Source organism: Methanosarcina acetivorans C2A (genome assembly GCF_000007345.1).
GTDB lineage: Archaea > Halobacteriota > Methanosarcinia > Methanosarcinales > Methanosarcinaceae > Methanosarcina > Methanosarcina acetivorans.
In genome coordinates this window covers 737,982-761,081 of sequence record NC_003552.1, presented here as the reverse complement: position 1 = coordinate 761,081, position 23,100 = coordinate 737,982, and the positions used below count along the sequence as shown (strand labels likewise).

22 protein-coding genes and 2 tRNA genes are annotated in these 23,100 nt (G+C 44.0%); 17 read left to right on the top strand and 7 right to left on the bottom strand.

What is annotated here, in order from left to right:
* Window positions 1–344 precede the first annotated feature (344 nt).
* The 15 genes from priS (at window position 345) to MA_RS03345 (ending at window position 12,578) form a co-directional block, all read left to right on the top strand.
* The gene (gene priS / locus MA_RS03410) at window positions 345–1,589 is read left to right on the top strand and encodes a DNA primase catalytic subunit PriS (RefSeq protein WP_011020695.1); all 1,245 of its coding nucleotides are present in this window, start codon (window positions 345–347) and stop codon (window positions 1,587–1,589) included.
* Entirely contained in the window at window positions 1,555–2,280 is a 726-nt protein-coding gene (locus MA_RS03405; RefSeq protein ID WP_048064936.1) for a hypothetical protein, read from the top strand. Before priS ends, MA_RS03405 begins: the two co-directional genes overlap by 35 nt.
* Window positions 2,281–2,679: 399 nt before the next feature.
* Window positions 2,680–2,958 (top strand): 50S ribosomal protein L44e, encoded by a 279-nt coding sequence (locus MA_RS03400; protein ID WP_011020693.1) that lies wholly within the window; start codon window positions 2,680–2,682, stop codon window positions 2,956–2,958.
* 6 nt (window positions 2,959–2,964) lie between these two features.
* On the top strand, window positions 2,965–3,153 hold the full coding sequence (locus MA_RS03395; protein ID WP_011020692.1) for a 30S ribosomal protein S27e: 189 nt from the start codon (window positions 2,965–2,967) through the stop codon (window positions 3,151–3,153).
* A 72-nt stretch (window positions 3,154–3,225) separates the two neighbouring features.
* Window positions 3,226–4,032, top strand: coding sequence for a translation initiation factor IF-2 subunit alpha (locus tag MA_RS03390; RefSeq protein ID WP_048064935.1), 807 nt, complete (start codon window positions 3,226–3,228; stop codon window positions 4,030–4,032).
* A gap of 6 nt (window positions 4,033–4,038) precedes the next feature.
* The gene (locus MA_RS25015; RefSeq protein ID WP_011020690.1) at window positions 4,039–4,194 is read left to right on the top strand and encodes an RNA-protein complex protein Nop10; all 156 of its coding nucleotides are present in this window, start codon (window positions 4,039–4,041) and stop codon (window positions 4,192–4,194) included.
* A 9-nt stretch (window positions 4,195–4,203) separates the two neighbouring features.
* Window positions 4,204–4,974 (top strand): proteasome assembly chaperone family protein, encoded by a 771-nt coding sequence (locus MA_RS03385; RefSeq protein WP_011020689.1) that lies wholly within the window; start codon window positions 4,204–4,206, stop codon window positions 4,972–4,974.
* Between the two features lie 118 nt (window positions 4,975–5,092).
* Window positions 5,093–6,496 carry an endonuclease Q family protein gene (locus MA_RS03380; RefSeq protein WP_011020688.1) on the top strand — a complete coding sequence of 468 codons (1,404 nt, stop codon included), beginning with the start codon at window positions 5,093–5,095 and terminating at the stop codon, window positions 6,494–6,496.
* 216 nt (window positions 6,497–6,712) lie between these two features.
* Window positions 6,713–6,792: transfer RNA gene (locus MA_RS03375), tRNA-Ser, on the top strand.
* Between the two features lie 1,207 nt (window positions 6,793–7,999).
* Window positions 8,000–8,767 carry a hypothetical protein gene (locus MA_RS03365; RefSeq protein ID WP_011020687.1) on the top strand — a complete coding sequence of 256 codons (768 nt, stop codon included), beginning with the start codon at window positions 8,000–8,002 and terminating at the stop codon, window positions 8,765–8,767.
* Window positions 8,768–8,952: 185 nt separating this feature from the next.
* Complete coding sequence (locus MA_RS03360) at window positions 8,953–9,444, top strand: rubrerythrin family protein (protein WP_011020686.1); 492 nt, start codon at window positions 8,953–8,955, stop codon at window positions 9,442–9,444.
* 330 nt (window positions 9,445–9,774) lie between these two features.
* Window positions 9,775–9,921, top strand: coding sequence for a hypothetical protein (locus MA_RS26485; RefSeq protein WP_156157252.1), 147 nt, complete (start codon window positions 9,775–9,777; stop codon window positions 9,919–9,921).
* Between the two features lie 96 nt (window positions 9,922–10,017).
* A tRNA-Trp gene (locus MA_RS26480) sits at window positions 10,018–10,209 on the top strand.
* Window positions 10,210–10,485: 276 nt separating this feature from the next.
* Complete coding sequence (locus tag MA_RS03355; protein WP_011020685.1) at window positions 10,486–11,289, top strand: hypothetical protein; 804 nt, start codon at window positions 10,486–10,488, stop codon at window positions 11,287–11,289.
* A 200-nt stretch (window positions 11,290–11,489) separates the two neighbouring features.
* Window positions 11,490–12,578: a PEGA domain-containing protein gene (locus MA_RS03345; protein ID WP_011020684.1), complete on the top strand. Its 1,089-nt coding sequence runs from the start codon at window positions 11,490–11,492 to the stop codon at window positions 12,576–12,578.
* A 210-nt stretch (window positions 12,579–12,788) separates the two neighbouring features.
* Here MA_RS03345 and MA_RS03340 read toward each other — a convergent pair whose 3' ends face one another.
* The 6 genes from MA_RS03340 to groES form a co-directional block, all read right to left on the bottom strand.
* Window positions 12,789–13,973, bottom strand: coding sequence for a pyridoxal phosphate-dependent aminotransferase (locus MA_RS03340; RefSeq protein WP_011020683.1), 1,185 nt, complete (start codon window positions 13,971–13,973; stop codon window positions 12,789–12,791).
* Between the two features lie 304 nt (window positions 13,974–14,277).
* On the bottom strand, window positions 14,278–14,913 hold the full coding sequence (locus MA_RS03335) for a hypothetical protein (protein WP_048064931.1): 636 nt from the start codon (window positions 14,911–14,913) through the stop codon (window positions 14,278–14,280).
* Window positions 14,914–15,065: 152 nt separating this feature from the next.
* Window positions 15,066–15,749, bottom strand: coding sequence for a queuosine precursor transporter (locus MA_RS03330; protein ID WP_011020681.1), 684 nt, complete (start codon window positions 15,747–15,749; stop codon window positions 15,066–15,068).
* Between the two features lie 131 nt (window positions 15,750–15,880).
* A complete protein-coding gene (locus MA_RS03325; protein ID WP_048064930.1) occupies window positions 15,881–16,708 on the bottom strand; it encodes a hypothetical protein in 828 nt (275 codons plus the stop codon).
* A gap of 434 nt (window positions 16,709–17,142) precedes the next feature.
* Window positions 17,143–18,753 carry a chaperonin GroEL gene (groL, locus tag MA_RS03320; protein ID WP_011020679.1) on the bottom strand — a complete coding sequence of 537 codons (1,611 nt, stop codon included), beginning with the start codon at window positions 18,751–18,753 and terminating at the stop codon, window positions 17,143–17,145.
* Window positions 18,754–18,878: 125 nt separating this feature from the next.
* Window positions 18,879–19,157 carry a co-chaperone GroES gene (groES, locus tag MA_RS03315; RefSeq protein WP_011020678.1) on the bottom strand — a complete coding sequence of 93 codons (279 nt, stop codon included), beginning with the start codon at window positions 19,155–19,157 and terminating at the stop codon, window positions 18,879–18,881.
* Between the two features lie 255 nt (window positions 19,158–19,412).
* Between groES and MA_RS03310 the strand changes: the two genes are divergently transcribed.
* Both MA_RS03310 and MA_RS03305 read left to right on the top strand, forming a co-directional pair.
* Window positions 19,413–19,820 (top strand): ArsR family transcriptional regulator, encoded by a 408-nt coding sequence (locus MA_RS03310; protein ID WP_011020677.1) that lies wholly within the window; start codon window positions 19,413–19,415, stop codon window positions 19,818–19,820.
* A 93-nt stretch (window positions 19,821–19,913) separates the two neighbouring features.
* Window positions 19,914–21,053, top strand: a complete 1,140-nt coding sequence (locus MA_RS03305) for a DUF362 domain-containing protein (protein WP_011020676.1) — start codon at window positions 19,914–19,916, stop codon at window positions 21,051–21,053.
* A 36-nt stretch (window positions 21,054–21,089) separates the two neighbouring features.
* Here the strand turns inward: MA_RS03305 and MA_RS03300 are convergent, their stop codons facing one another.
* The gene (locus MA_RS03300; RefSeq protein WP_048064929.1) at window positions 21,090–23,054 is read right to left on the bottom strand and encodes a PRC-barrel domain-containing protein; all 1,965 of its coding nucleotides are present in this window, start codon (window positions 23,052–23,054) and stop codon (window positions 21,090–21,092) included.
* Window positions 23,055–23,100 lie beyond the last annotated feature (46 nt).

Sequence of the window (23,100 nt, the reverse complement as noted above, 5' to 3'; positions counted from 1 at the left end):
AAACTTAGAGATCGGAAAAAGAAACCTGGAAAAACCAGATAATCATCCGCTTCTTTTAAGATTCCAACTTTTCATCCAACATGATGTATTTTCAGACACGATGTTTTTCAAGCATGATTTTTTCTTGATCCTGAGTGGGGTAGTTTTCGATCAATTATGAAACCTCTGACCTGAATCCGAATCGACTAAAAAAACTGTTTTAAAAAAATTCATATAAACAAAAGTAAAATATGAGTTAATTATCTAAGGAACTTCTTAACAAGAAACTTCTGAACTTATAGAAAGCCTGGACTTAAGAAACTTCTGACTCAAATATACCCTAAAAACCTACCCAACCCAGAACCATGGACAAACGAACCACCCAGTTTTTGAAATCCCGCTTCCAGAGTTATTACAAAAACGCAGAGATAGGGCTTCCTGACCACCTGCCTAACCGGGAATGGGCTTTCATTTTCTACGATGATATGCCGGAAAAGATGATGCACCGGCACAAGTCTTTCGGCTCGCCGGGAGAGGCTCTTGACTACCTGTACGGCATGGCTCCTGCACATGTTTACAATTCTACGGCGTATTACGAGTATCCAGACGCAAAGAAGATGAACGAGAAGAACTGGCTTGGAGCCGAGCTTATTTTTGACCTGGACGCAGACCACCTGCCCAATGCCCCGAGAAACTATGCGGATATGCTTGAGCTTGTGAAGAAAGAGGCCCTCAAGCTTCTTGACTTTCTTTTGGATGACTTCGGGTTTTCCGAGCAGGAGATACAGCTTGTGTTTTCCGGAGGGAGAGGATACCATTTCCATATTGTGAGCCCTAAAGTCCTGACGCTCGGGAGTTCCGAGAGAAGGGAGATCGTAAATTACGTGAGTGGTCGAGATCTGGAGTTCAAGTACTTTTTCAGAGAGGTTGCAATGGACGGAGACTTCGGGACGGGGTCAAAGACGTTTAAAGGCATGAAAAACGTGCCCATGAAGTGCACGCTTGTGGGATACGACTCCGGCTGGGGGAGGAGAATTGCGCTTTACCTTACGGATTACATGAAAAGGGAAAGCGAAAAAAAGTACAAAAAAGACATGTTCCCCGAACTCCGCAGGCATGAGAAAGTCGGAGATACCACAATAAAAAAGCTGATCAATATTGCAAACAGCGAAACCGGCTTAAAGGACATCCTGGAAAAAGGAAGGCTGGACTTCGACGTCAGAAACTTTAAGGAGATTGCGGCATATTTTATGCAGGAATCAGCCGAGGATTTCCTGCACAGGTTCGGGGCCAGCGTTGACGAGCCGGTGACAGCCGACATCAAAAGGCTTATCCGTGTGCCCGGGTCCCTGCACGGTGGGTCCGGGATGCTGGTAAAGAAACTTGCTTTATCCGAACTGGAAGAATTTGATCCGCTTAATGATGCAGTTGTTTTTGGTGAAAGGCCGGTAAAAATAACTGCTTCAAAACCTTTCTCAGTACAGCTGAAGGGCAAGGATTTAAGAATAGAAGAAGGCATACAGGAAGTTCCGGAGTATGCAGCCGTATATCTAATATGTAGAGGTGTTGCAGAATATGGACATAGAAGAAATCAGCCAGACACTGTATAAGGAAAAAAACCAGACATTGAAAACAATTCCGGCTGATTTTTACCTGGAAGCTGAAAAATATATCCGGGAACTTGAAAAAGAGATAGGTAAAATCAATAATCCCCGTTCCCCGGAATCAAAGATGCTCAACGACGAGCATGAAAGAGCGCTTTCGGACCTTGAGACCATCTTTATGAAAAGGATAGGAAAGGTCATTACCAGGGCAACGATCCAGTCTCATGCTGATAAACCCATTTCAAAGGATATCGAAAAACTGCTTCCTGCGGAAAAATTGCTTTATGACCTCGTGCTTCAGGGCATCGAAGCTGCAAAAATAGAGCTATTAGGGCCCATTCTTTATCCTGATTCCGGGAAGACTGCTGTCTGGCCCTGTATATGGGCTTCAAGACAGGCTCCTGCCGCGGTTCATCCGGAAGCAAAGACAGGAGAGGAAGTAACCACAACTGCTGGGGGAAAGGAAGCAGGGACAGAACCGGGCAAAAACAATATAAACGAAGAATATGTTGTTGTTCGAATACTGAAGGACCTGCCTACCTTCACGGGCGCAGACGGCCGAAACTATACGGTCAGTGCCGAAGATGTAGTTGTTTTGCCGCAACTGAATGCGACAGGGCTGATAAAGCGGAATGCAGCAAAATTGATTGCTGCCGGAGAGGAAGGCTCCGGAGAAAGGAATTTTGCAAAGAACTGACCTCTTAAGACATGCAGCTTATTTTTGCCAGAAAAGCAGTTGTAGAAGGTGTATCCGATATCCTTCAAACAACTTATTCATACTTTATGAAGAAAAAGTCCTTCAGGCAATAGTATTAGTATATATATGTGTAGCTATATCTGTGTAGCTTAACCTTGTTAGCGTGCTCTGACCTCGTCTTCGATATGAGACCGCTACTCATGATATCAGGACAAAAGAGGTCAAGACAATTTCAAACTCATCAATCAAGCTTCCCAAATTAATAGCTTCCCAGGAAAAAATAAACGCCATACGTAACGCCATACGTATATTGAATAAGTTATATCTATCGGTGCTTTTCCGCAAAAGCCGGAAAATGCACAACAAATTAACCAATAATCATCAAAAAAGGTGTAAAGAATGAAGATTCCAAAGAGGTTCAGAACTTACTGTCCGTTCTGTAAGACCCACAACGAAGTCGTCGTTGAAAGAGTAAAGAAGGGGCAGGCTTCATCAATGACTCACATTGCAAGACAGAAGAAGAGACAGGAAGGTATAGGAAACAGCGGAAAGTTCTCCAAGGTGCCCGGTGGCGACAAGCCAACAAAGCGCATCTGGCTCAGGTACCGCTGTACCGTGTGTAAGAAAGCCCACCAGAGACCCTGCTTCAGGGCAAAGAAGTTCGAGTTCAAGGAGTAAGATAATATGGTAGACTATACCCAGAGACCAAAGAGCAGGTTCCTGCGCGTAAAGTGCAACGACTGCGAAAACGAACAGATCATATTCGGAAGCGCAAGCCGTAAGATTACCTGCGTTGTCTGTGGAAGAACCCTTGCCGAACCAACCGGTGGAAAGTCAACAATTACCACTCACATCCTGGAAGTGCTCGAATAACCGGATCAGGGAAAGCACTTAACAGGAATAGAGTAAAGAATAATAAAAGGCAAAAATTGAGAAGTGGTACGAATGGGAAACGATAACTGGCCCGAAATTGGAGAGTTTGTTGTCTGTACGGTGAAGAATGTCACTGATTTCGGCGCCTACGTCGAGCTTGAGGAGTTCGGAGGCAGGGAAGGATTCATCCATATCTCCGAAATTAAAGCAGGCTGGGTCAAATACGTCAGGGACTACGTCAGGGAAGGGCAGAAAATTGTCTGCAAGGTTCTGAACGTGGACCCTTCCCGCGGCCACATAGACCTGTCATTGAAAGACGTGAACGAGCACCAGCGGCGGGCCAAGATCCAGGAATGGAAGAATGAGCAGAAAGCCGCCAAGTGGCTCCAGTTCGTGGCTGAAGAGACAAAGACCGATGAAAACGGCCTGCAAGCTCTGCACGAGAAACTTGTAGAAGAGTTCGGAAGCGCATATTCCGCCTTTGAAGAAGCAGCTATCGAAGGGGAAAAAGCCTTCAAAGGACTCAAAGTCAACAAGAAATACCTGAAGAGCATAACCAAGATCGCAGGAGAGAATATCAAACTGCCCTTCGTGGATATCGCTGGGTATGTGGATCTGACCTGCAATCATCCAAACGGCATAGAGGTCATAAAACAGGCCCTCAATGCTGCAAATTCCATCAGCGATGTAGATGGAAAAGATGTCAGGCTCGAAGTAAGTTACACAGGGGCTCCGAGATACAGAATCAAGGTAATAGCTCCTGACTATAAGAAAGCCGAGTCAGTCCTTAAAAAATCCGCCCAGACGGCAATAGACACTATTTCCAAACTTGGCGGCCACGGGACTTTCAAACGGCACATCGAATCCGCAAAGGCGTGATGCCCTTTGGGACAAAAGATCCGCAAATGCAAAAATTGCGGCAGGTACACTTTAAGGGAAAAATGTCCGGTTTGCGGGGGAGTAACCTTACCCGCTATCCCGGCTCGCTTTTCTCCTCAAGACCCTTACGGTAAGTACCGAAGACTGGCAAAGAAAGGATAAGGGATTTTTATGCAGCAAAGTACACTTGTCCGCCTGAAAGAAAACCTTGAGCTCAGAAACCCTATACTGGTAGTAGGACTTCCGGGAGTAGGGCTTGTGGGCAAGCTGGTGGCAGAACATCTTGTAGACGAACTTGGAGCTGAGAAGATTATAGAGGTTTTTTCCCCGCATTTTCCACCCCAGGTTCTTGTCAATAAAGATTGCACGGTCCGCCCGGTAAGCAACACCATATACCATGGGAAAGCAAACGAAACTGATGTTCTTTTTCTTGTAGGAGACCACCAGAGCACCACCTCACAGGGACATTACGAACTCTGCTCAATTTATCTGGACATTGCAGAGGAACTTAAAGTGCCCAGGATATACACCCTTGGAGGCTACCCGACAGGCAAACTGACCTATGAAGAAACCGTACTCGGGGTTGCCAACAGCACGGAACTGATTGAAGAGATTAAGCAATACGGGATCGAATTCCGGGAATCGGAGCCAAGCGGAGGGATCGTAGGAGCATCCGGCTTGCTTGTAGCTTTCAGCGGGATGAGAGGAATAGATGCTGCCTGTCTGATGGGAATGACACCCGGATACCTGATGGACCCGAAAAGTGCCCAGTCTCTTTTGAAGGTGCTGTGCAAAATGTTCGGGATCGAGGTAAACACTGACTCCCTTAAGAAAAAAGCCGAGGAAATGGAAACTATCCTCGAAAAGCTGAAAGAAAAAGAAGAGCAGCAGAACCTTCCAGAAGTTAAACCCTCGGAAGAAGACCTGCGCTATATAGGATAAATGTGTAGATAATACAAAGGTCGGGAAGTTCCGTAGAGAACAACGGACCGGAGAATCCGGGTAGAAAAATACAGTTACAGGACCTGAAAGTTAAAAACTTCTTGCGAAAGGTTCGGAAATGAAAGTCAATGCAGACCTCCATCTCCACTCAAAGTACTCGATGGCGTGTTCCGGGAAAATGGAACTGCCCACAATCGCGAGTGAAGCTTCAAAAAAAGGGATGGAGCTTATAGGTACAGGGGACTGCACTCATCCAGAATGGCTGAAAGATATTAAAAAAGCAGCTATTTCAGATGAAGAAATTCGGATAGGAAATACATTTTTTATCCCTACCACCGAGATTGAAGACAGCAACCGTGTGCACCACCTTCTTATTTTATCCTCGGTTTCAAAAGCCGAAGAGCTGGCAGAAAGAATTGCTCCTTTCGGGAACCTTGAAGCAGACGGGCGCCCGACAGTTAAGCTGGATGGCTGCGAAATTGCAGAGATCGCAAAAGACCTTGAGGCTCTTATCGGCCCCTGCCACGCCTTTACTCCCTGGACCGCTCTCTATGCCTACCATGACAGCCTGGAAAGTTGTTACGGGGATATGATCGATTATATTTCATTTATTGAGCTTGGCCTGAGCGCAGACAGCGATTATGCAGACAGGATTGAAGAACTGCAACGCCTTACCTTCCTTACAAACTCCGATGCCCATTCCCCTTACACCAACAAACTGGCAAGGGAATTTACTCAATTCAATGTTCCTGACATCACCTTTGAGGGCCTCAGGAAAGCCATCCTCAGGGAACAGGGCTACGGGCCTACCCTGAACGTCGGGTTTTTCCCTGAAGAAGGGAAGTACAACCGGTCCGCATGCATCAAATGCTTTACCCGGTATACGCTTCCGGAAGCCGAAGCAAACCGATGGCGCTGCCCGAAATGTGGGGGGATTATGAAAAAAGGAGTGGCTGACCGGGTCAACGAACTTGCAGATTTTGAAACTCCCAGGCACCCCGACCACCGCCCCCCGTACCTTCACCTGATCCCTCTTGCGGAGATCATACAGATGGCACTCGGCCATGCAAGCATCCAGACAAAAGGCGTAAAGACTGCCTGGGAAACCCTTGTGGAGAATTTCGGAAACGAGGTTGAAGCCCTTATCTATGCAGAGCCCGATGCCCTGGGAATAGTGGATGACAGAATAGTAAACGCAATTCTCGCCTTCAGGAAAGGAAACGTTATAATCCACCCCGGCGGAGGTGGCCAGTACGGCTGGCTTGAACTGCCCAAACCTCTGAAAGCCGAAAAGCCCGGAACTGCGGAAAAGAGTGCCGGGGAAAAGAAAAAAACCTCAAAAACAACAAAAAGAGAGAAAGAAAAAACCGGAGCTCAAATCTCTTTTGCTGACCTTGAGAGTATAAAATCGGCAGAACTAGCAAAAACTACTGAAGAAAATACCGCAGGAGAGGAAGCAAAGACACCGGAGGAAAAAGGTCCGGAAAAGCCGGCAGGGCAGAAATCCCTTTTCGATTTTTAAAATGATGGAGCCCGCTGAGAATAAAATATATAAGATAGAAAGTATATTCACTTTACTCTGCACCAGAATCACCGGGCTCGGCCCGGAAACTTCCTCATTAACTAAAAATTCATCCGGAATTTAAGTTAACCTGAAACTAATTAATCCGGAATTTAAGCTAACCTGAAACTATAAGTCAAACAAAAACCAGTCTGAAACGTTCTTAAATCACAAAATGCCCAGGTCGTCTAGTGGTATGGCGACGGTCTCGAAAACCGTTCCCTTTGGGATCGCAGGTTCAAATCCTGCCCTGGGCGTGACTCTCAATCTTTGACACTTACTCCATGTTTAACATTTCCTGACTATCAACGTATTGGCCTAAAATGTAGCTTATTTTTAGTACCCGCGTAGTTCTTGCCTGCTTGCAGCTATTGCCCCAAATAATAATGCTATAAAAATTGAATCGCGAGATGTTGAGGAGGTTAAAGTTTTCGTTTTTGAAAAATATAGAATTGCTGCTACAAATGTTATTATAGAAATGATGATTCCCAATACTACATTCATCTTGTTTCAAGATATTAAACATATAACTTAACATTTTCGAGAATGTTCCTTTTCCTAATTTTGATAGCAACATTTAAGTTAAAACGTTGCTATTCCTTTAGTTTTCAGGCTATTTCCCACAGATCAGGCGTGCAGCTGTAAGGAAAAGAAACTTTCGGGAAGATTATCAAAGAAGTTGATAAAAAAATTCCTTTTTGCCTGAACAATGTAGAATTCTTTTTATAATATTTTCACCACCCGTACACTTGATATCGAAATAATTAAACCTGAAATAGCTATAGCTAAACCTATAACAATTATCCTTTTAGCATTATTTGTCGGACTTCGTGGACAACCTTCATTGTTGAATCCCAACGTTGGGCTAAAAATAACCATAAACACTATAGCAAAGCCTAATAAAAACATCCTAAATCCGGTTGAAAATAGGCCCGAGTTATCATAATAGCATATACTCGATATTAAATCACCAAATAATTTAAAATTCATACAGATTCTTACTCCAAATTCTCTTGCTTTTTCCTCTCAATTGAACGGTTAATATTTTTTTTAAAGATTCACCAATCAAATGGATACATAAGTTATGTTTAACATGTGAATTTTTGAAGATTTGAGAGAGGAATAGAGCAGGAAATACAAAATATAAGAGTAATTGCACAGGTTTTATGATAAAAGTTGTGTATTCAGGAAGTTTTTTAATTTTACTTCTGAACAGAGCAAGATTAAATAAAAATTTAGATTAATAAGCTCAACTACTGAAAGTAAACTTAATGTTGAAGTCAAAATAAAATTATTATTCATTGGTGGGTGGAAATTTGTTACAACGAGAACACATAGGAAATAGAGAAACTGTAAAATCAACTACAGTAGGCGTTCTCTTAAAACCTGCCAAGTACAATATAGGCCTTGTTAAATACATGAGAAGTTGAATCATCTCATTTTTCATTTAAGGATGATGAAAAAATGAAAAAAATAATCACTTATTTTTTAATACTCTTATTGATAGTATTAAGTGGACTATACATTGTTGAGCTGAATCTAAGGGACTGGAGGGCTGAAGAATTAAGGCCACATTACGAATATACGGTTAAAATAAGTGGTTTTTCAGGAACTGAAGTATTGGGAACAACTAAAATTTTAGTTCCGATTCCTGCAACACAAGAAGGAGTTTTTGCAATCACACCTTCTCAGGAAGAACCACCTTATTTCAAAAGTCTCCTACAAGAGCATGTATTCCACACACCGGAGAAGTACATAAGAGGAATATATTTTGAAAATACTACTGAGTCACTCGACAATAAATCACTCAATGGAAACTGGACGACTTCTATTGTAAATACCAACCATGGTCCAATGCTAGAATTTAGGACAAACGAATCAGTTCTTTCAGATATTTCCTTTTCAAAGATTGTAGTATTGGAACAGATGAACAAGGAAGAACCTATTAATGAAAACAGTCCGATTTTATATCCGACTGCAAGTGAAGTATCATTAGTAAGAGAAGACTATCAATATTTTCGATTAATGTCCCGACTAATCACATATGAAACTTATATTGAAATGAGTGATAATATTGACAGTAAGGCCATAAAATTTGATATTAGCCTTGAAGTCTATCCAGATGTTACTGAACGCGATGGAGAGAACGGAACTTATAAAAATAAATTGGATATGGTTGTTGCCGAATCTGGCGAATTAAAAAAGAATGCCACAATTGAAACATATTTCTAACTTATTTTTACTCAATGAATTTAGAGAGATTGGATGACTATCGAAGCAGTATTAGTAATAACAATCATATTAATATCATTAACAACAGTTGTGGAAGCAAAACTCACCATTTTTACGGGCGTTAAGAATAATAGATATGACTGTAAAATAGGGTGAAAAAAGATCCAAATCAAGGGGAGATATACATGAGTTCCAAAGATAACCTTAAGGCTGCATTTACTGGCGAATCGATGGCAAACAGGACATATCTTGCTTTTGCGAAAAAAGCAGATGAAGAAGGGTATCCCCAGGTAGCCAAACTCTTTAGAGCCGCTGCTGCTGCGGAAACCATCCATGCTTTCAACCACCTCCAGCGTATGGGCGGCATCGGAACTACAATGGAAAACTTGAAAGAGGCCGTTAATGGGGAAACATACGAATTTGAGACAATGTACCCCACGTTTATAGAAGAAGCAAAGGCAGAGGGGGACAACAGGGCTCTTTGGAGCTTTGAAGTAGCAAATAAAGTAGAAAGAGTCCATGCCAGACTATATGAAAAAGCCCTGGAAGAACTCGGGAACAATAAAGAAGTCGATTATTACGTCTGTGGGGTCTGCGGACATACCATAGAGGGTGAACCTGAAGGGAACTGTCCGATTTGCGGAGCCCCTGCATCCAAGTTCGAGAAAATCAACTAAAACCATTAAGACAACAACGTTTCAGAAAGAAAACTGAACACATCGGGAGCTAACAGGAAAAAGCTCCCCATCCACTTTTTTGTACTCATACACCCACCTGACAGAGAACGATGCTCAGAGATGTCGACTCCTCACATTTTCCAATATCTTTTTTTACAACATATCCTGAAAAAAACCGTATATGACCTTTTCTCATTTTCATGAGGGCACCAGGCAAATCAGGAATTTGATTCTCAGGGAGTCATATAAATAGCTTTATTTGTAAAACCCCTGATATAGAACAAGACTGAAAAGGGAGACCTGAAACCTTTGAAATTAAGCAAGAAATGGATGAAATACTTTGACCGCCGGAGAACAGGCAAATGGACAGGCGAGGTAAGCACATACGATTTCACGGTCCGTCTGCTCGGATATATTTCCTTTGTAATAATTGTGCTCGCAATTCTTGCAGGAATAATATATTACCTGTTGATGTGAGAAAGAAATAATAATTCTTAGAAATCTGACCTCAGAAACATTAGTTCCTGCCGTTAACTATTTAAAATAGAAGGGCTATTTCAGTATCCTTGTAAAGGGGCTGTGGCCTAGCCCGGCATGGCGATGGGCTCCAGCGGATAAATGATGAACAACGGGTCTACCGAGTCCTTCCCGACGGGGCAGGACAATGAGGAACCGTTGGAGCACTGATAGATGCTCACCAGAGAACTGTAAAAGCAGTTGTTCGGAGATACCCGTCGATCGTGAGTTCGAATCTCACCAGCCCCACCTTTTTTCTTTTCTTTAATTTTGATTTTTGGATGTCTATTCAGTTTTTAATGGGGCATTTATAATTCCTGTGTCAAGTTTCTCAATATTTACCTCTTTTGACAATACCTCTTCTTGGAATCTCCAGATCTGACCTGTTATGCAGAATCTAACCTGGTAGATTCAAATAAACAACATTCTCAAGAAAAAACACTTTCACCTCGCGTTCTCAAGGATTAATATCCCTAAAAACCAATCTTTCTCCAGATTCACTCAAAAACAACTGAGGTTACCCCATTGAGGCGAGAAAAAGAAGAAATTACTGTCCTTGTCAGAGCTACCCCCGAAAAGAGCAGAAGAAACGGGGACGTGCATGCCGTTGGAGTTACTGGCATCAACAAAGCCGGAGAACTCCTGAGGCTCTACCCCCTCAGGTTCAGGTACGGCGAAGGGCTGGTCGATTTCAGGAAGAACGACCTGCTTGAGGTTACGGTTACGAAGCCTGAGCATGACCTGAGGTGGGAAAGCAGAAAGGTTCTTGATTACGTAAACCTGGAAAGACCCGCAAAGGACAGGAAAATAAAAGAGCTTATCCTACCGCTTGTGACGTCTCTAGAAAGGCTGAACATAGAAGGAGCAAGCCTTGGAGTGATAAAGCCCGAGCTTCTGAAAGCGGAAGTTATGGTAAACAGCATTGAGACCTGTGACCGGCAGCAGTACTTTAACCTGATGGGGGATTTTCTCGAAAAAGGGGAAAAAGCCGGGATGCCTGTGGAGGTAAAATATATCTTCAGGTGTGAGGGGGAAGAAGCCTGCAGGGGACATAAAATTATCCTGCTCGATTGGGAACTCAATGAAACCGTAAGGAATATCGTGAGGGGAGAAAGGGAACCTGGAGCCGTGAAAAAGAAAATTAGAGAGCAACTCTTCGAACTCCTCAAAGAAAAAGAACTTTACTTTATCATGGGGACGCATTTCATATATGGAACCTGGATGATTACAGGGATTTTCTGCCCTGAAAAAGAGAATAGAAATCAGAGCAGTATTTTTGATTTTAAGCAGGAAAAAGCAGCATCGGCAGTGGAAAAAATAATAACCTGAATTCAACGAATTAAAAGGAAACTGAAGATTCTGCTCATTCAAGTTATTCTCATTCAAGTTATTCTCATTCAAGTTATTCTCATTCAAGTTATTCTCATTCAAGTTATTCTCATTCAAATTCTGCTCAATCAGATAAAGAATGGTTATAAATACCAGTTACTTGAAAAGAAGAGCCATCATTCAAAACGAAGGGGTTCCGTATAAAAAAGAGATCTGATCTCAAATCAGGGGGCTTCAGAAAAGCCCTGATCTGCACAGTATTTTCCTTCCTGATACTTACTTTAGCTGCCGGCCCTGTATTTGCGGATGTTTCTGCCGCAGATCTCGGGCAGGGCAATTCTACAGTCGAAGAGACTGAGAATCCGACGGCAGCGGAAAAAGGAGACTCAGGAAATATCAAAATCACAACAGTTCCAAACGGCTCCGAGATCTATATAAATGAAATGCCTGTTGGAAAAACCCCGGCCCTGATAGAGGACGTTCCTTCCGGTTTTTATGAAGTGGTATTGAAGCAGGAAGGGTATGAGGACGTCTTTGAGCGAGTTCCTGTTACAGCCGGGGAAACGTATTCGATCTCAAAAAAGCTCCGGATAAGCAGGTGGACATACAGCGTTTCTTCAAGCCCCTCAGGAGCAAAGGTCTACCTTGACGAGGGATATAAAGGGGTTACCCCTGTCGTATTTAATGCCGAAGGAAGGCAACACAAACTGACTATAAAAAAGACAGGATACGGCACGGTCTCAAAAGAAATCAATGCTTCCGATGATCCCTCGATTTTAATAGAGGAAAAACTACACCTCAGTCTCCTTACATACCTTGCTGCAACCATGGTTCTGCTGGCTGCAGGTTTTTTTGTCAAAAGAAATCCCGAGAAGCTGAAGTTTAAATCCCCGAAAAAAATCCCTGTGGATCGTACAGCAATCGAAAAACTCCGGAAGATGCCGGAGAAGAGAGAAGAAAAAGAGAGAGAAAAGGCTGAAACTCCCGTTTCTGGCAAAAAAGAGAGGACAGACGGAACCATGAAAGAAACATCAGTGGAAGCATTGAAGGATACATCAACTGAAGCTACTAAGGAAACATTAACAGAAACAACAACGAAAACTATTGCAGAAACTACAAAAGAAGGTACAAAACAAACAGTCTTCGAAGAGGATAAAAAATCTGTCCCTGAAAATGAAAAAATACGAGGAGAATCAACAGGTTCTGATGGTCTGGTAGCTCTGGAAAAGCTTTCTAAACCAGATTTTGAGTATACGGTAAAAAGAAAGAATGATACAAAGAAAGAATGATACAAAGAAAGAATGATACAAAGAAAGAATGATACCAAAAATGATTATCTGGAAAGGTTGATTAGCAAATAAATACGGAAATTCTTCAAACACGAGCACAGAGAAATAAAAGGCATAAAGAAATGAAAGTACCTGTCAAATCACAGTACTTTCACGCCAAATAAATTAGAAAAATTAATTAGCAGAACTGGCTTCCGAATTCCGGAGTTCTCATCCATCAAGTTCTTTTTCCAGAAAAGCCTCCAGACGGTCCATACCCTCTGCAATGTTTTCAAGGCTGTTGGCATAGGAAAAGCGCAGGTAGCCTTCTGCCCCGTTTCCGAAATCTACGCCGGGAGTTACTGCCACGCCTGCTTCATTGAGAATACTGCGGCTCAGTTCAAGGGAATCGTTGCCGAACTTGCGAGCATCGGCAAGGACATAAAAGGCTCCCATTGGCTCTTTTCGAACTTCAAGCCCCATACCTAGAAGTCTTTTTAGCATGTACTGGCGACGCATATTGTAAATTTGGACCATCTCGACAACATGTTCCTGGGAACCTTTGAGGGCTGCAATGCCTGCTTCCTGGACAAAGGAGTTAGCGCAGATAAAGAAGTTCTGGTGAATTTTCTGAATCGCACGCACACATCCGGGAGGGCAGATAATATAACCGAGCCTCCAGCCGGTCATCGCATAAAGTTTGGAAAAGCCGTTCAGGACAAAGGCATTTTTGGTATATTCCAGGATGCTGTGTTCTTCTCCACTGTAGATCAGGCCCTGGTAGATCTCGTCCGAAACGACAGGAATTCCTTTTTCGTCTGCTATTGCGGCAAGGCCCTGCAAAGTATCTGGAGACATAACATGCCCTCCGGGATTTGAAGGGCTGTTAATGAGAATGGCTTTGGTGTTAGGGCTCAGGCACTGCCTTACGGTTTCCGGTTCAAGGGCAAAGCCGTTTGCCTCGCTTGTATAGACAAAAACAGGGGTCCCGCCCAGATATTTTACGAAATTCGGATAGCAGGCATAGTGAGGGTTCGACATGATTACTTCGTCCCTCTTTTCAAGCAAAGCCATAAAAACCATCAGGAGCCCGGGGCTTGTCCCCGAAGTAACGATAACCTGATTAGGGTCAAGGTCAACCCCAAACTTCCGGTAGTAAGATTCAGCTATTGCCTCTCGGAGGGCAGGGAGCCCCTGGCTGTGGGTGTACTTTGTAAGCCCCTTTCCAATAGCAGCACAGGCAGCCTCACATATATGGGGAGCAGTAGGGAAATCAGGCTCTCCGACCTCAAGGTGGATTATATGCCTGCCCTGAGCTTCCAGCTCCTTGGCACTTTCCAGTACTTCCATCACATAGAAAGGAGGGATATCTTCGGACTGTTTTGAAAGGATGCATTCGGAATTTATCGAAAACATAAAAGACCTTCTGAAAAGCGATTACTATAAAAGCCACAAGGGAAAAGCAAGGAATATCGTCAAATATGTACCATCGTTGAGTAAATACTATCACTGAGTATGTACCTGAAACTGCGTATGCTTTCAATATTTAAATATTCTGTGGGAAAAACAAAGAATAAGAAATGAGAGAGCAGAAAAGAAAAACAAATTCCCGGAAGAGGGTGAAAAGAAAAAGCGAACGCTCTGAATGGGATAGATTCTATAAAAACTTGAGTTTCAAATATACATGAGTTTTTAGCGAGACATAAGTTTTCAGAGAAACTTAATCTTTCGGCATGATTTTTTCAACTACCTCCACGTCCTGTCCGTCCCAGCCCTGGTCTTCAATCATTATTGCAAAATCACGCTGAGACGCCTGGAATTTTTCAACGTTTTCAGGGACGATATTGAGAAAATCGTAATCCCCATAAGCTCCCGTAAAGAAGGAGGCAACCGTTTCTTCAAATTTTTCCTCTATTCTCTGCGGGTACCAGACGCCGTATTGAGAAAGCAAAACGAAGTTGGGATCGGGAACAGGAGTTTCTTCCTTATAGCTATAAAAACCTATAAAGACTTCCTCTCCGGATTTTGCAAGAACCAGTTTCTTTTCGAACTTCGGCTTCTGCAGTTTGAGGAACCACTCCCCCTTTAAAAGGTCTCTAGGTTCGTTAATAACCCTATGGGCCTTCAGAAGCCTTTCAGCTACCTGCTGGATCTCCAGAACCATGCCCTTACGCTGTTCCTCAGGAATATCCATACAGGAGATACAGAATTCTTCAGGGGGGACTCCTTTATTGGGTTCTTTACCTGACTTTTCCTGCTCTTCAGTCTTTCTTTCATAAGTCTTTTCGGAATTTTCTTCATTACTTTGAATATCAATCCTTGCCTGCCCTATTTCTATCTCAGGATGGTCTGCCATAATCAGCACCCCCGTTAATATAGAGGTATAGGACGGGGATATCCATAAGCATTGGGATTCAAGACCCGAAAATGTATCCCCGGGTCACTTCCGGATCAAAGCTGGTTTCAGGAACCTTCTCTTTTGAAGCTGGTTTCAGGAACCCCCTCTTTTTAACCATTAACCGGACCTGTCTCCAGGCTTTCTCCAAGATAGGTGACATCGTCCATACTTTCAGGAGCAAGCCACCGGACTCCAAGATATACAAATGGAGTATCAAGGAGAGCAAAACCCACTTTAAGGACCCAGAGAGGCACGATCATATAAAAAATCTGGACTGCCCCAAGCTCGGGAGTGGCGTGATAGAAAGCGATAAACGTGAAAACAATAGAGTCAATCAGCTGGGAAACAATTGTTGAAAGATTGTTCCTAAACCAGAGGCATCTGCCATTTGTCTTCTGCCTCCAGAAATTAAAAGCCCAGAGGTCATGGTACTGGCTTATAACAAAAGCGGTCATACTTGCCAGGATAATCCGCAGAGAGTTTGAGAAAACACTATTATAAGCCTCACTATGAGGATACAGAGAAGAGGAGGGGAAGCCCGTACTTACAAATACGAAAAGTACGGCAATGAAGAGTGAAAGTAAGCCTGCATGTACGAAGATCTTTGTTATTTCTTTTCCTCTAACCTCTTCTACTATATCCGTAATAAGAAAAGTAACCGGATATCCGAATAAGCCGACAGAGGTTACAATTCCGAAGATCTCAATTAGCTTACTCCCAAGGAGATTTCCGAGGAGCAGAGAGCTTATGAAAACTGCTAGTAAAATCTGTGTTTTGTAATCTATGGATTTCATGGATTCTCAGAAGTTAAATTTGGGTTTAAGGGTTGTATAACACATATAAAGGGAATACTTCAACTTTTACAACGCCGGTGTTGGATTCCGGAGAGAGGGGCTATAAGAAATGGGTTTTCGGAGTAGGATAATTACCTGAAACGTTCGGCTCTTCTGAAAAGGTTCTGGGCTGACCTGTCCACTTCATCACATATGACCCTGTGGGGAATGGAAGAGGGCAGAATGGAGTAAGCCTGACTGTCCGTACCCCGAAGCCCCCAGGTCTCGTCCGTGAGCAGGAAGTAAGAGTTTTCAAGCCTGACACCTTTTGATTTCAGAAAAGAAAGAACTTCAGGGTTTGAAAAGTCTTTTCGAATCTGTTCCGCAGCCTTTATCTGAGTTCCAGGGCCTCCTTTTTTTACCGGATAGATCATGTCATCGGAAAGGATCTTTTCCATTGTCCGAACTATCAATCTATAGCAGGTTTTTTTATTTGTAGACATTTCCGGAACTTTTTCCAGATAAAAAACGTTGCTTCCATTCCGGGCAATATCTAAAAGAACGTCTTCCCGCCTCGAAAAAGACTCCACCTCGGATGTGGACGTGCTCGAGAAAAAAACAGGAAACTTTTTAGAGAGGCTGTCTGCAGCTGCCTGGTTCATTTTCTCCCGGGGAATATACTCGAAGCTGAGTCTGGACCCCGAAAACTCCTTTTCTACCTGCTTCACCCTTCCCTGGAAAGCTTTTACGGCTTCGGTCGAATCGTTATAGACGACTATTTCGGTATCGCCTGCTGAAAAAGTCCTGACAAGAGAGATGGCAAAGTTAAGGGCCGAAAGTTCACATTCAAGATTGTTCTGAGGATGACCCGGGACTTTAGTTGTTGATTGGTGGAGCTGCATACCATCCCGTAGCACCACACAACCGATGTAGGAGTCTTCACCCTCATTATAGGACGAATCACAGTAGACTTCAAGCATCTTTACTTTCACCTTTCTGACAGGGGGCGTTTTTAGTAATGAACCTGATGATAAGAGAGAATAGAATGATTACGAATAATTATTGGAAGTATAACAGTTCGACTACAGATCTACAGATATAAATATTGAGAGTTATGTTTTTACGAACATATTGCGCTAATAACAGAAAAAGGTTTTCAGTTCTTTTCAGAGAAAAAGAGAAAGTTAAGGGGCTTATGGTGATTAGGGAAAAGGAAGAATGAAGTCAGGAAAAAGGAAAAGGAAGGGAAAGAAAGAAAAATAAGAGAAAAATGAAAATAAAAATTAAAAGAAGAGAAGAGAAAAATGAAAATAAAAATTAAAAGAAGAGAAGAGAAAAATGAAAATAAAAATTAAAAGAAGAGAAGAGGAAAAGAAAAGAAAAGAAGAAAAAAAGAGAGAAAAAAATACTGCAATCAGATAATTATTGCAGCTGTCCTGTCGTCCTTTTCTTCATCAAAATCGGTTACAAGAGCTTCAGTCGTGAGCACCATGCCTGCGATTGAGGCAGCGTTCTGAAGCCCACTTCTTACCACTTTTGTCGGGTCGATTACACCTGCTTCGAAAAGGTCTTCAAAGACATCTCTCTTTGCATTGTACCCGAAGCGTTCGCTGGACTCGGCTCTTATGGTTGCCACAACCTCGGCGCCTTCTCTGCCCGCGTTTGCAGCGATCTGGCGGACAGGATCTTCTATGGACCTCTGGACGATCTTTACGCCCACCTGCCTGTCACCACCAAGGCTGAGGGAATCTAGGGTTGCAGCTGCCCGGAAGAGGCTGACTCCTCCTCCCGTAACCACACCTTCTTCAACTGCAGCTTTTGTGGCGTTCAGGGCATCATCAATTCTCATCTTCTTTTCCTTGAGCTCGGTTTCGGTTGCAGCTCCCACTTTGATTACCGCGACACCGCCTCCCAGCTTTGCCTGGCGCTTTTTAAGCTCGGTCTTTCTGTAGTCGGCTTCGGCAATATTGACCTGGGCTTCGATGATCCTGACCCTCTCCTCAATCTTTTCCTTATCGCCCCTGCCCTCCACGATTATGGTTTTATTGTTGTCAACTGTGACCTTCCTGGCACTTCCGAGCATGTAGTCACTGAATTCTTCAAGCTTCATGCCTTTCTCTTCACTGATAACCTGCCCGCCGGTCAGGACGGCAATGTCTTCGAGCATCTCCTTTCTCTCGTTTCCGAAGCCCGGAGCTTTTACAGCGCAGACCCTCAGGGATCCGCGGATGATATTAAGGATCAGAGCTGCCTGGGCATCCCCATCGACGTCCTCAGCAATAATCAATAGGGACCGGCCTTCGGAAGCTACCTTTTCAAGCACGGGCACGATCTGCTTCATGCTGTTGATCTTCTTATCCGTAATCAGGATATAGGGGTCTTCGAATTCACAGTTCATTTTTTCAGTATCGAGTGCCATGTATGGGGAGACAAAGCCGCGGTCAAACTGCATCCCCTCAACCACATCAAGGCTGGTCTCCATGGTCTTTGAGTCTTCAACCGTGATTACCCCATTGTAACCTACCCTTTCCATAGCATCGGTGATCAGGTTGCCTATTTCTTCGTCATTGTTTGCGGAAACGGTAGCTACCTGTATGATCTTGTCCTTGCCCTTAACCTCCACACTCTTGTTCTTGAGATACTCGACAACCTTTTCCGTTGCAAACTCGATCCCTTTCTTGACTTCAATAGGGTTTGCCCCGGCACTGATGTTTTTTAAGCCTTCCCGGATCATGCTCTGGGCAAGGAGGGTTGCGGTAGTTGTCCCGTCTCCTGTGTTGTCCTGGGTCCTGGAAGCAACTTCCTTGACAAGCTTTGCCCCCATATTTTCGAACTTATCATGGAGCTCTATTTCTTTTGCAATGGTGACCCCGTCATTTGTGACCACGGGTTTTGTGCTTTTGTCCAGCACAACGTAGCGGCCTTTGGGGCCCAGGGTGATCTTAACAGTATTTGCAACTTTGTCCACACCGGTTAAGAGGGTTTTTCTTGCATTCTCATCAAACATTATCTGCTTTGAAGCCATCTGTATTCACCTGAATTCCGATCAAACATTCTTACTAAGTTGATTCATGATTTATCCGGGTCAGGGTTTACCTGACCTCCGCGAGATATCTGAGGTAGTATTTTCAGAAGCGGCCTCATTCAAAATCATTCTTCAACAACGGTTGCCAGGATATCCTTGAAATCGACAAAAATGTATTTTTCGTCATCGATCTCAATCTCATCAGCCTGGTATCCCCCGTAAATTACGTGATCTCCCTTTTTCAGGGGGAGTTCCTTTCCATCTTCAAAAGTCCCCACAGCTATGACGATTCCTTCTTTTTTCTCCTGCCGGGCAGACTCCGGGATATAGATCCCACCTTTAGTCACTTCTTCTTTCTTCTGGTGTTTGAGTAAAACTCGTTCGCCAATAGGTCTGATAATCACTCTTTGTTCCTCCTTATATGTAAGTGACCTCAATATTAGCTGAACATTCACTGGTACAGGTCAGCATGGGAATTGATGAATGTATTGGGCTTTAAGCACCCAACTATCTGCATATAATGCAAAACTTATATTTAAAAATTACCGGGGAACAGGAGATATTTTATCAGTAAAATAAGAATAATTTCAAAAAAACCGATATGATATCGACAAATCAAAATAAATTATATATACATGAATCTCTAAAAGAATACAGAGATGGTTCAGCAGATTATCCTCAGAAACATTGAAAAACCCCAGATCAAGAGCCTTGAAGAAGACCTGTTTTGGTTCTGTGACAGTTTTGGCTTTTCTTCGGGCAGAGATACCGAAAACACAGCCAACAGGATAATCTTCAGCCTGCTTGAAAAGCTCTCAAACGAGAGGGTCAGCTCCTCGGAAGCTCTGGCTGAAGACCTTGATATGAAAATCTCAAGGGTCAACCATCATCTCCGGAACCTCAATGACTCCGGGCTCCTTTACAGAAAAAAACGTCTGATTTACCTGAGAGGAGGCAGCCTGAAAGCTGCAGTGAAGGAGATGCGGAAGGACTCGGAAAGGATACTCGACGAACTGGAAAGTATAGCTGAAGAAATCGACTCAATAATGGGCCTGAAAAACAGATAAACCCTTTATAAAGAGAGATCCGAAAACCGAGAAATTGAGAAGAAACTGGAACCGGAAAAGAATTCAATAATTATTTCCATTTATTTTTTAGCAATGAACAAAGTCTCCATAGTTTCCTGCCCTGATTATTCGGATACTAAAGAAGCAATAGCTAAAGCTCTTGATCTTCTGGGAGGCATTGAAGACATAATTGAGCCCGGAAACAGCGTACTTCTCAAGCCAAACATCCTTACAGCCAGCCCTCCGGAAGCTGCCACAACCACCCATCCTTCGGTTGTAGCAGCAATGTGTGAATTCGTGCTCTCCGCAGGAGGGGAACCGGTAGTTGGAGACGGAGCAGGCATATCAAAACCCGGGGCTACGGCAATAGCCCTGAAGACTTCGGGTATAGAAGAGGCTGCCCGAAAAGCCGGAGCAAAGGTAGTGAATTTTGAAACTGCAGGCTTTACCCTGGTAGAAGTCCCGGAGCCGCTTCAGTTCCGGAAATTATATATTGCAAACCCTGTTCTTGAGGCCGATGTCGTAATATCCCTTCCGAAACTGAAAACCCATGAACTTACGTATTACACGGGTGCGGTCAAGAATTTCTTCGGAGCCCTGCCCCTGAAATGCCGAAAAGAAATGCACCTCCTCGGAAAAAGGGAACTTTTTGGCGAAGCCGTTGCCGATGTTTACTCTGTTGTCAAACCCTCTTTTTCGGTCATGGACGGGATCTGGGGCATGGAAGGAAACGGGCCTTCCCACGGAATTCCTGTAAACTCGGGGGTAATTCTGGCAAGCAGGGACTGTGTTTCCCTGGATATTGTTGCAGCGGAAATGATTGGCTTTGACCCTATCAAAATCCCCACTACAGCAGGAGCCCTGAAGAAAGGTTTCGGAAACCAGTGCCCTGTGGTGGCAGGAAAGCCATTAAAAGAAGTCAAAACAAAATTCAAGCCATCAAGCGGAGGGGTCAGTACAACCCCTGCTTTTCTTAAGCGCAGCCTCGGCAAATATTATACAATTTATCCCAGAATCAACCAGAGAAAATGCACTCAATGCGGAACCTGCTATTTGAACTGTTCCCCCAAGGCGGTGGAACGGCAAAAAAACGGAACTTACAGGATCAATCCGGAAAAATGCATCCTGTGCTACTGCTGCCGGGAACTCTGCCCTAACGATGCGGTGGAGATAAAAAAGTCCCTGCTTGCACGGCTTTTAACAGGGACTGAGAATTTGATACGCAGAATATAAACTCAGAGAGACATATGGTACTCCCCGATGTATCAATTACTGATATTTGTGTTCCCGCCTTTCTGCGACCATGCGTTCTCTTTCTAACCTCTCTTTTTTCTCTTTGTCTGTCTCTGTTGCTTCCTGCTTTTCTATTCTTTCTTTATCCTGCTGCGCCATTATCTCTTCTGCGGTTTTTAGTTGTTCGTGCCTCTTTCTTTCTGCCCGGGTCATCATTTCCGATTCCGCCCCCCCGGGCATTCCGGCTCGTTCCGCCATTTCTCTATGCCAGTAGGGCTGGTACCCGTAGTAAGTGTAGGCCCCGGAGAGTTCTTCACGAGTCAGAGGCCAGGTATCCTTGTCAAAGCCTTCTGCACTTTCCAGGACGTCCCTGGGAATATCAAGGGTAAAAGCATGTTCGTGCGCTCTGTATGTAAGGAAATTCCAGGGAATAGCAAACAGCTTATCGCTCATACCCAGGAATCCGCCAAAAGAAAGGACTGCATACGCTACCCTACCGTTATCGAGATCAATCATTAATTCATCAATCCTTCCGAGGTCTTCTCCAGCTGTATTGACAACCCTGTCTGTTTTTATCGTGTTTGCTGACAAAAAGTCCGGGATCTCTTTACCGGCAGCCTCCACCCGCCTCTCCACTTCAGTTCTCTCTCTTTCCAATTGAGCCAGCCTCTCTCTCTCGACTTCTGCCCGCCTCTCCACTTCGGTTCTCTCACTTTCCAGTTGAGCTAGCCCTTCTCTTTCCACCTCTGCCTGTCTTCTCGCCTCCGTACATTCTCTTTCCAGTTGGACCAGCCTCTCCCTGCGAATCTCTTCCTGTGCCTGTACTTCCTTCAGTTCTTTCTCTAGCCTGGTCACTCGTTCGGTCTCTTCCTGCCTTCTTGCTTCCTGCAGCTCGCTTTCCAGTTGAGCCAGTCTTTTTCTCTCGGCCTCTGCCTGCCTTTCTGCCTCAATACGTTCTCTTTCCAGCTGAGCCAGTCTTTCTCTCTCAGCCTTTGCTTGCTTCTCTTTTTCCATCTGCTGTTTCTCTAGCTGCGATAACTTCTCTTCCTGCGTGCCTCTTAGTCCTTCCAGTCTTTCCCTTTCCTGACGCACCCTTATCTCTTCATCAGTTTCTACTACATCAGTCCTCTCTGTTTCTGTCCCTCTAATGACTCCTGCCGAAACTCCAGCTTGCCTGATCTTTCCTGTAGAAACTTCTGGTTGTTCTGCAGCTACGATCTGCCAGTAAGGCTGGTATCCATAGTTGGTGTAGGTTCTGGAGAGCCTCTCACGAGTTAGAGGCCAATTGTCCTTATCAAAGCCTTCTTCCTTGTCAAGAGTCTCTTTAGAAATATCAAGAACAAAAGCATGCTCGTGCACTTTCAGTTGGAGAGCCTGCCAGGGAATAGCAAAGAATTTGCTTCCTACACCCAGGTACCCGCCATGGGAGACTGCAGCATATGCAACTCTACCATTTTCGAGATCAATCATCAATTCGTCAATCTTCCCAATATCCTCCCCGGTGCTACTGATAATCTTGTCCCCTTTTATCGTACTCGCTGACAAAAATTCGGGACCCTCGCTAGCTGCCGTGCTTTCCATCCGCGCTTCCCTTTCCGGTTCCACCTTCCCCGGAACTCTTCCAGTTTTTCCTGTCACTCCAGGCTGCCAGTATGGCTGGCATCCATAGTAAGTGTAGGTTCTGGAGAGTCCCTCCCGGGTGGTTAGAGGCCAGTTATCTTTGTCGAAACCCTCTGCATTTTCAAGAGTTTCTTTAGGAATATCGAGTAAGAAAGCATGCTCATGCACTCTCAGTTGGAGGGCCTGCCAGGGAATAGCAAAGAATTTATCGCTCATACCCAGGAATCCCCCAAACGAAAGTACAGCATATCCGACTCTACCGTCCTGGAGGTCAATCATTAGTTCTTCAATCTTCCCAATATCCTCTCCTGCTCTATTGACAACCTTATCCCCTTTCAGTGTGTTTGCTGACAAAAAATCTGGATTCTTTCCATCTGCCATGTTCACAACTCCCTGGTTCGGAGGAGGTACATTTTAAAGCCTGCGT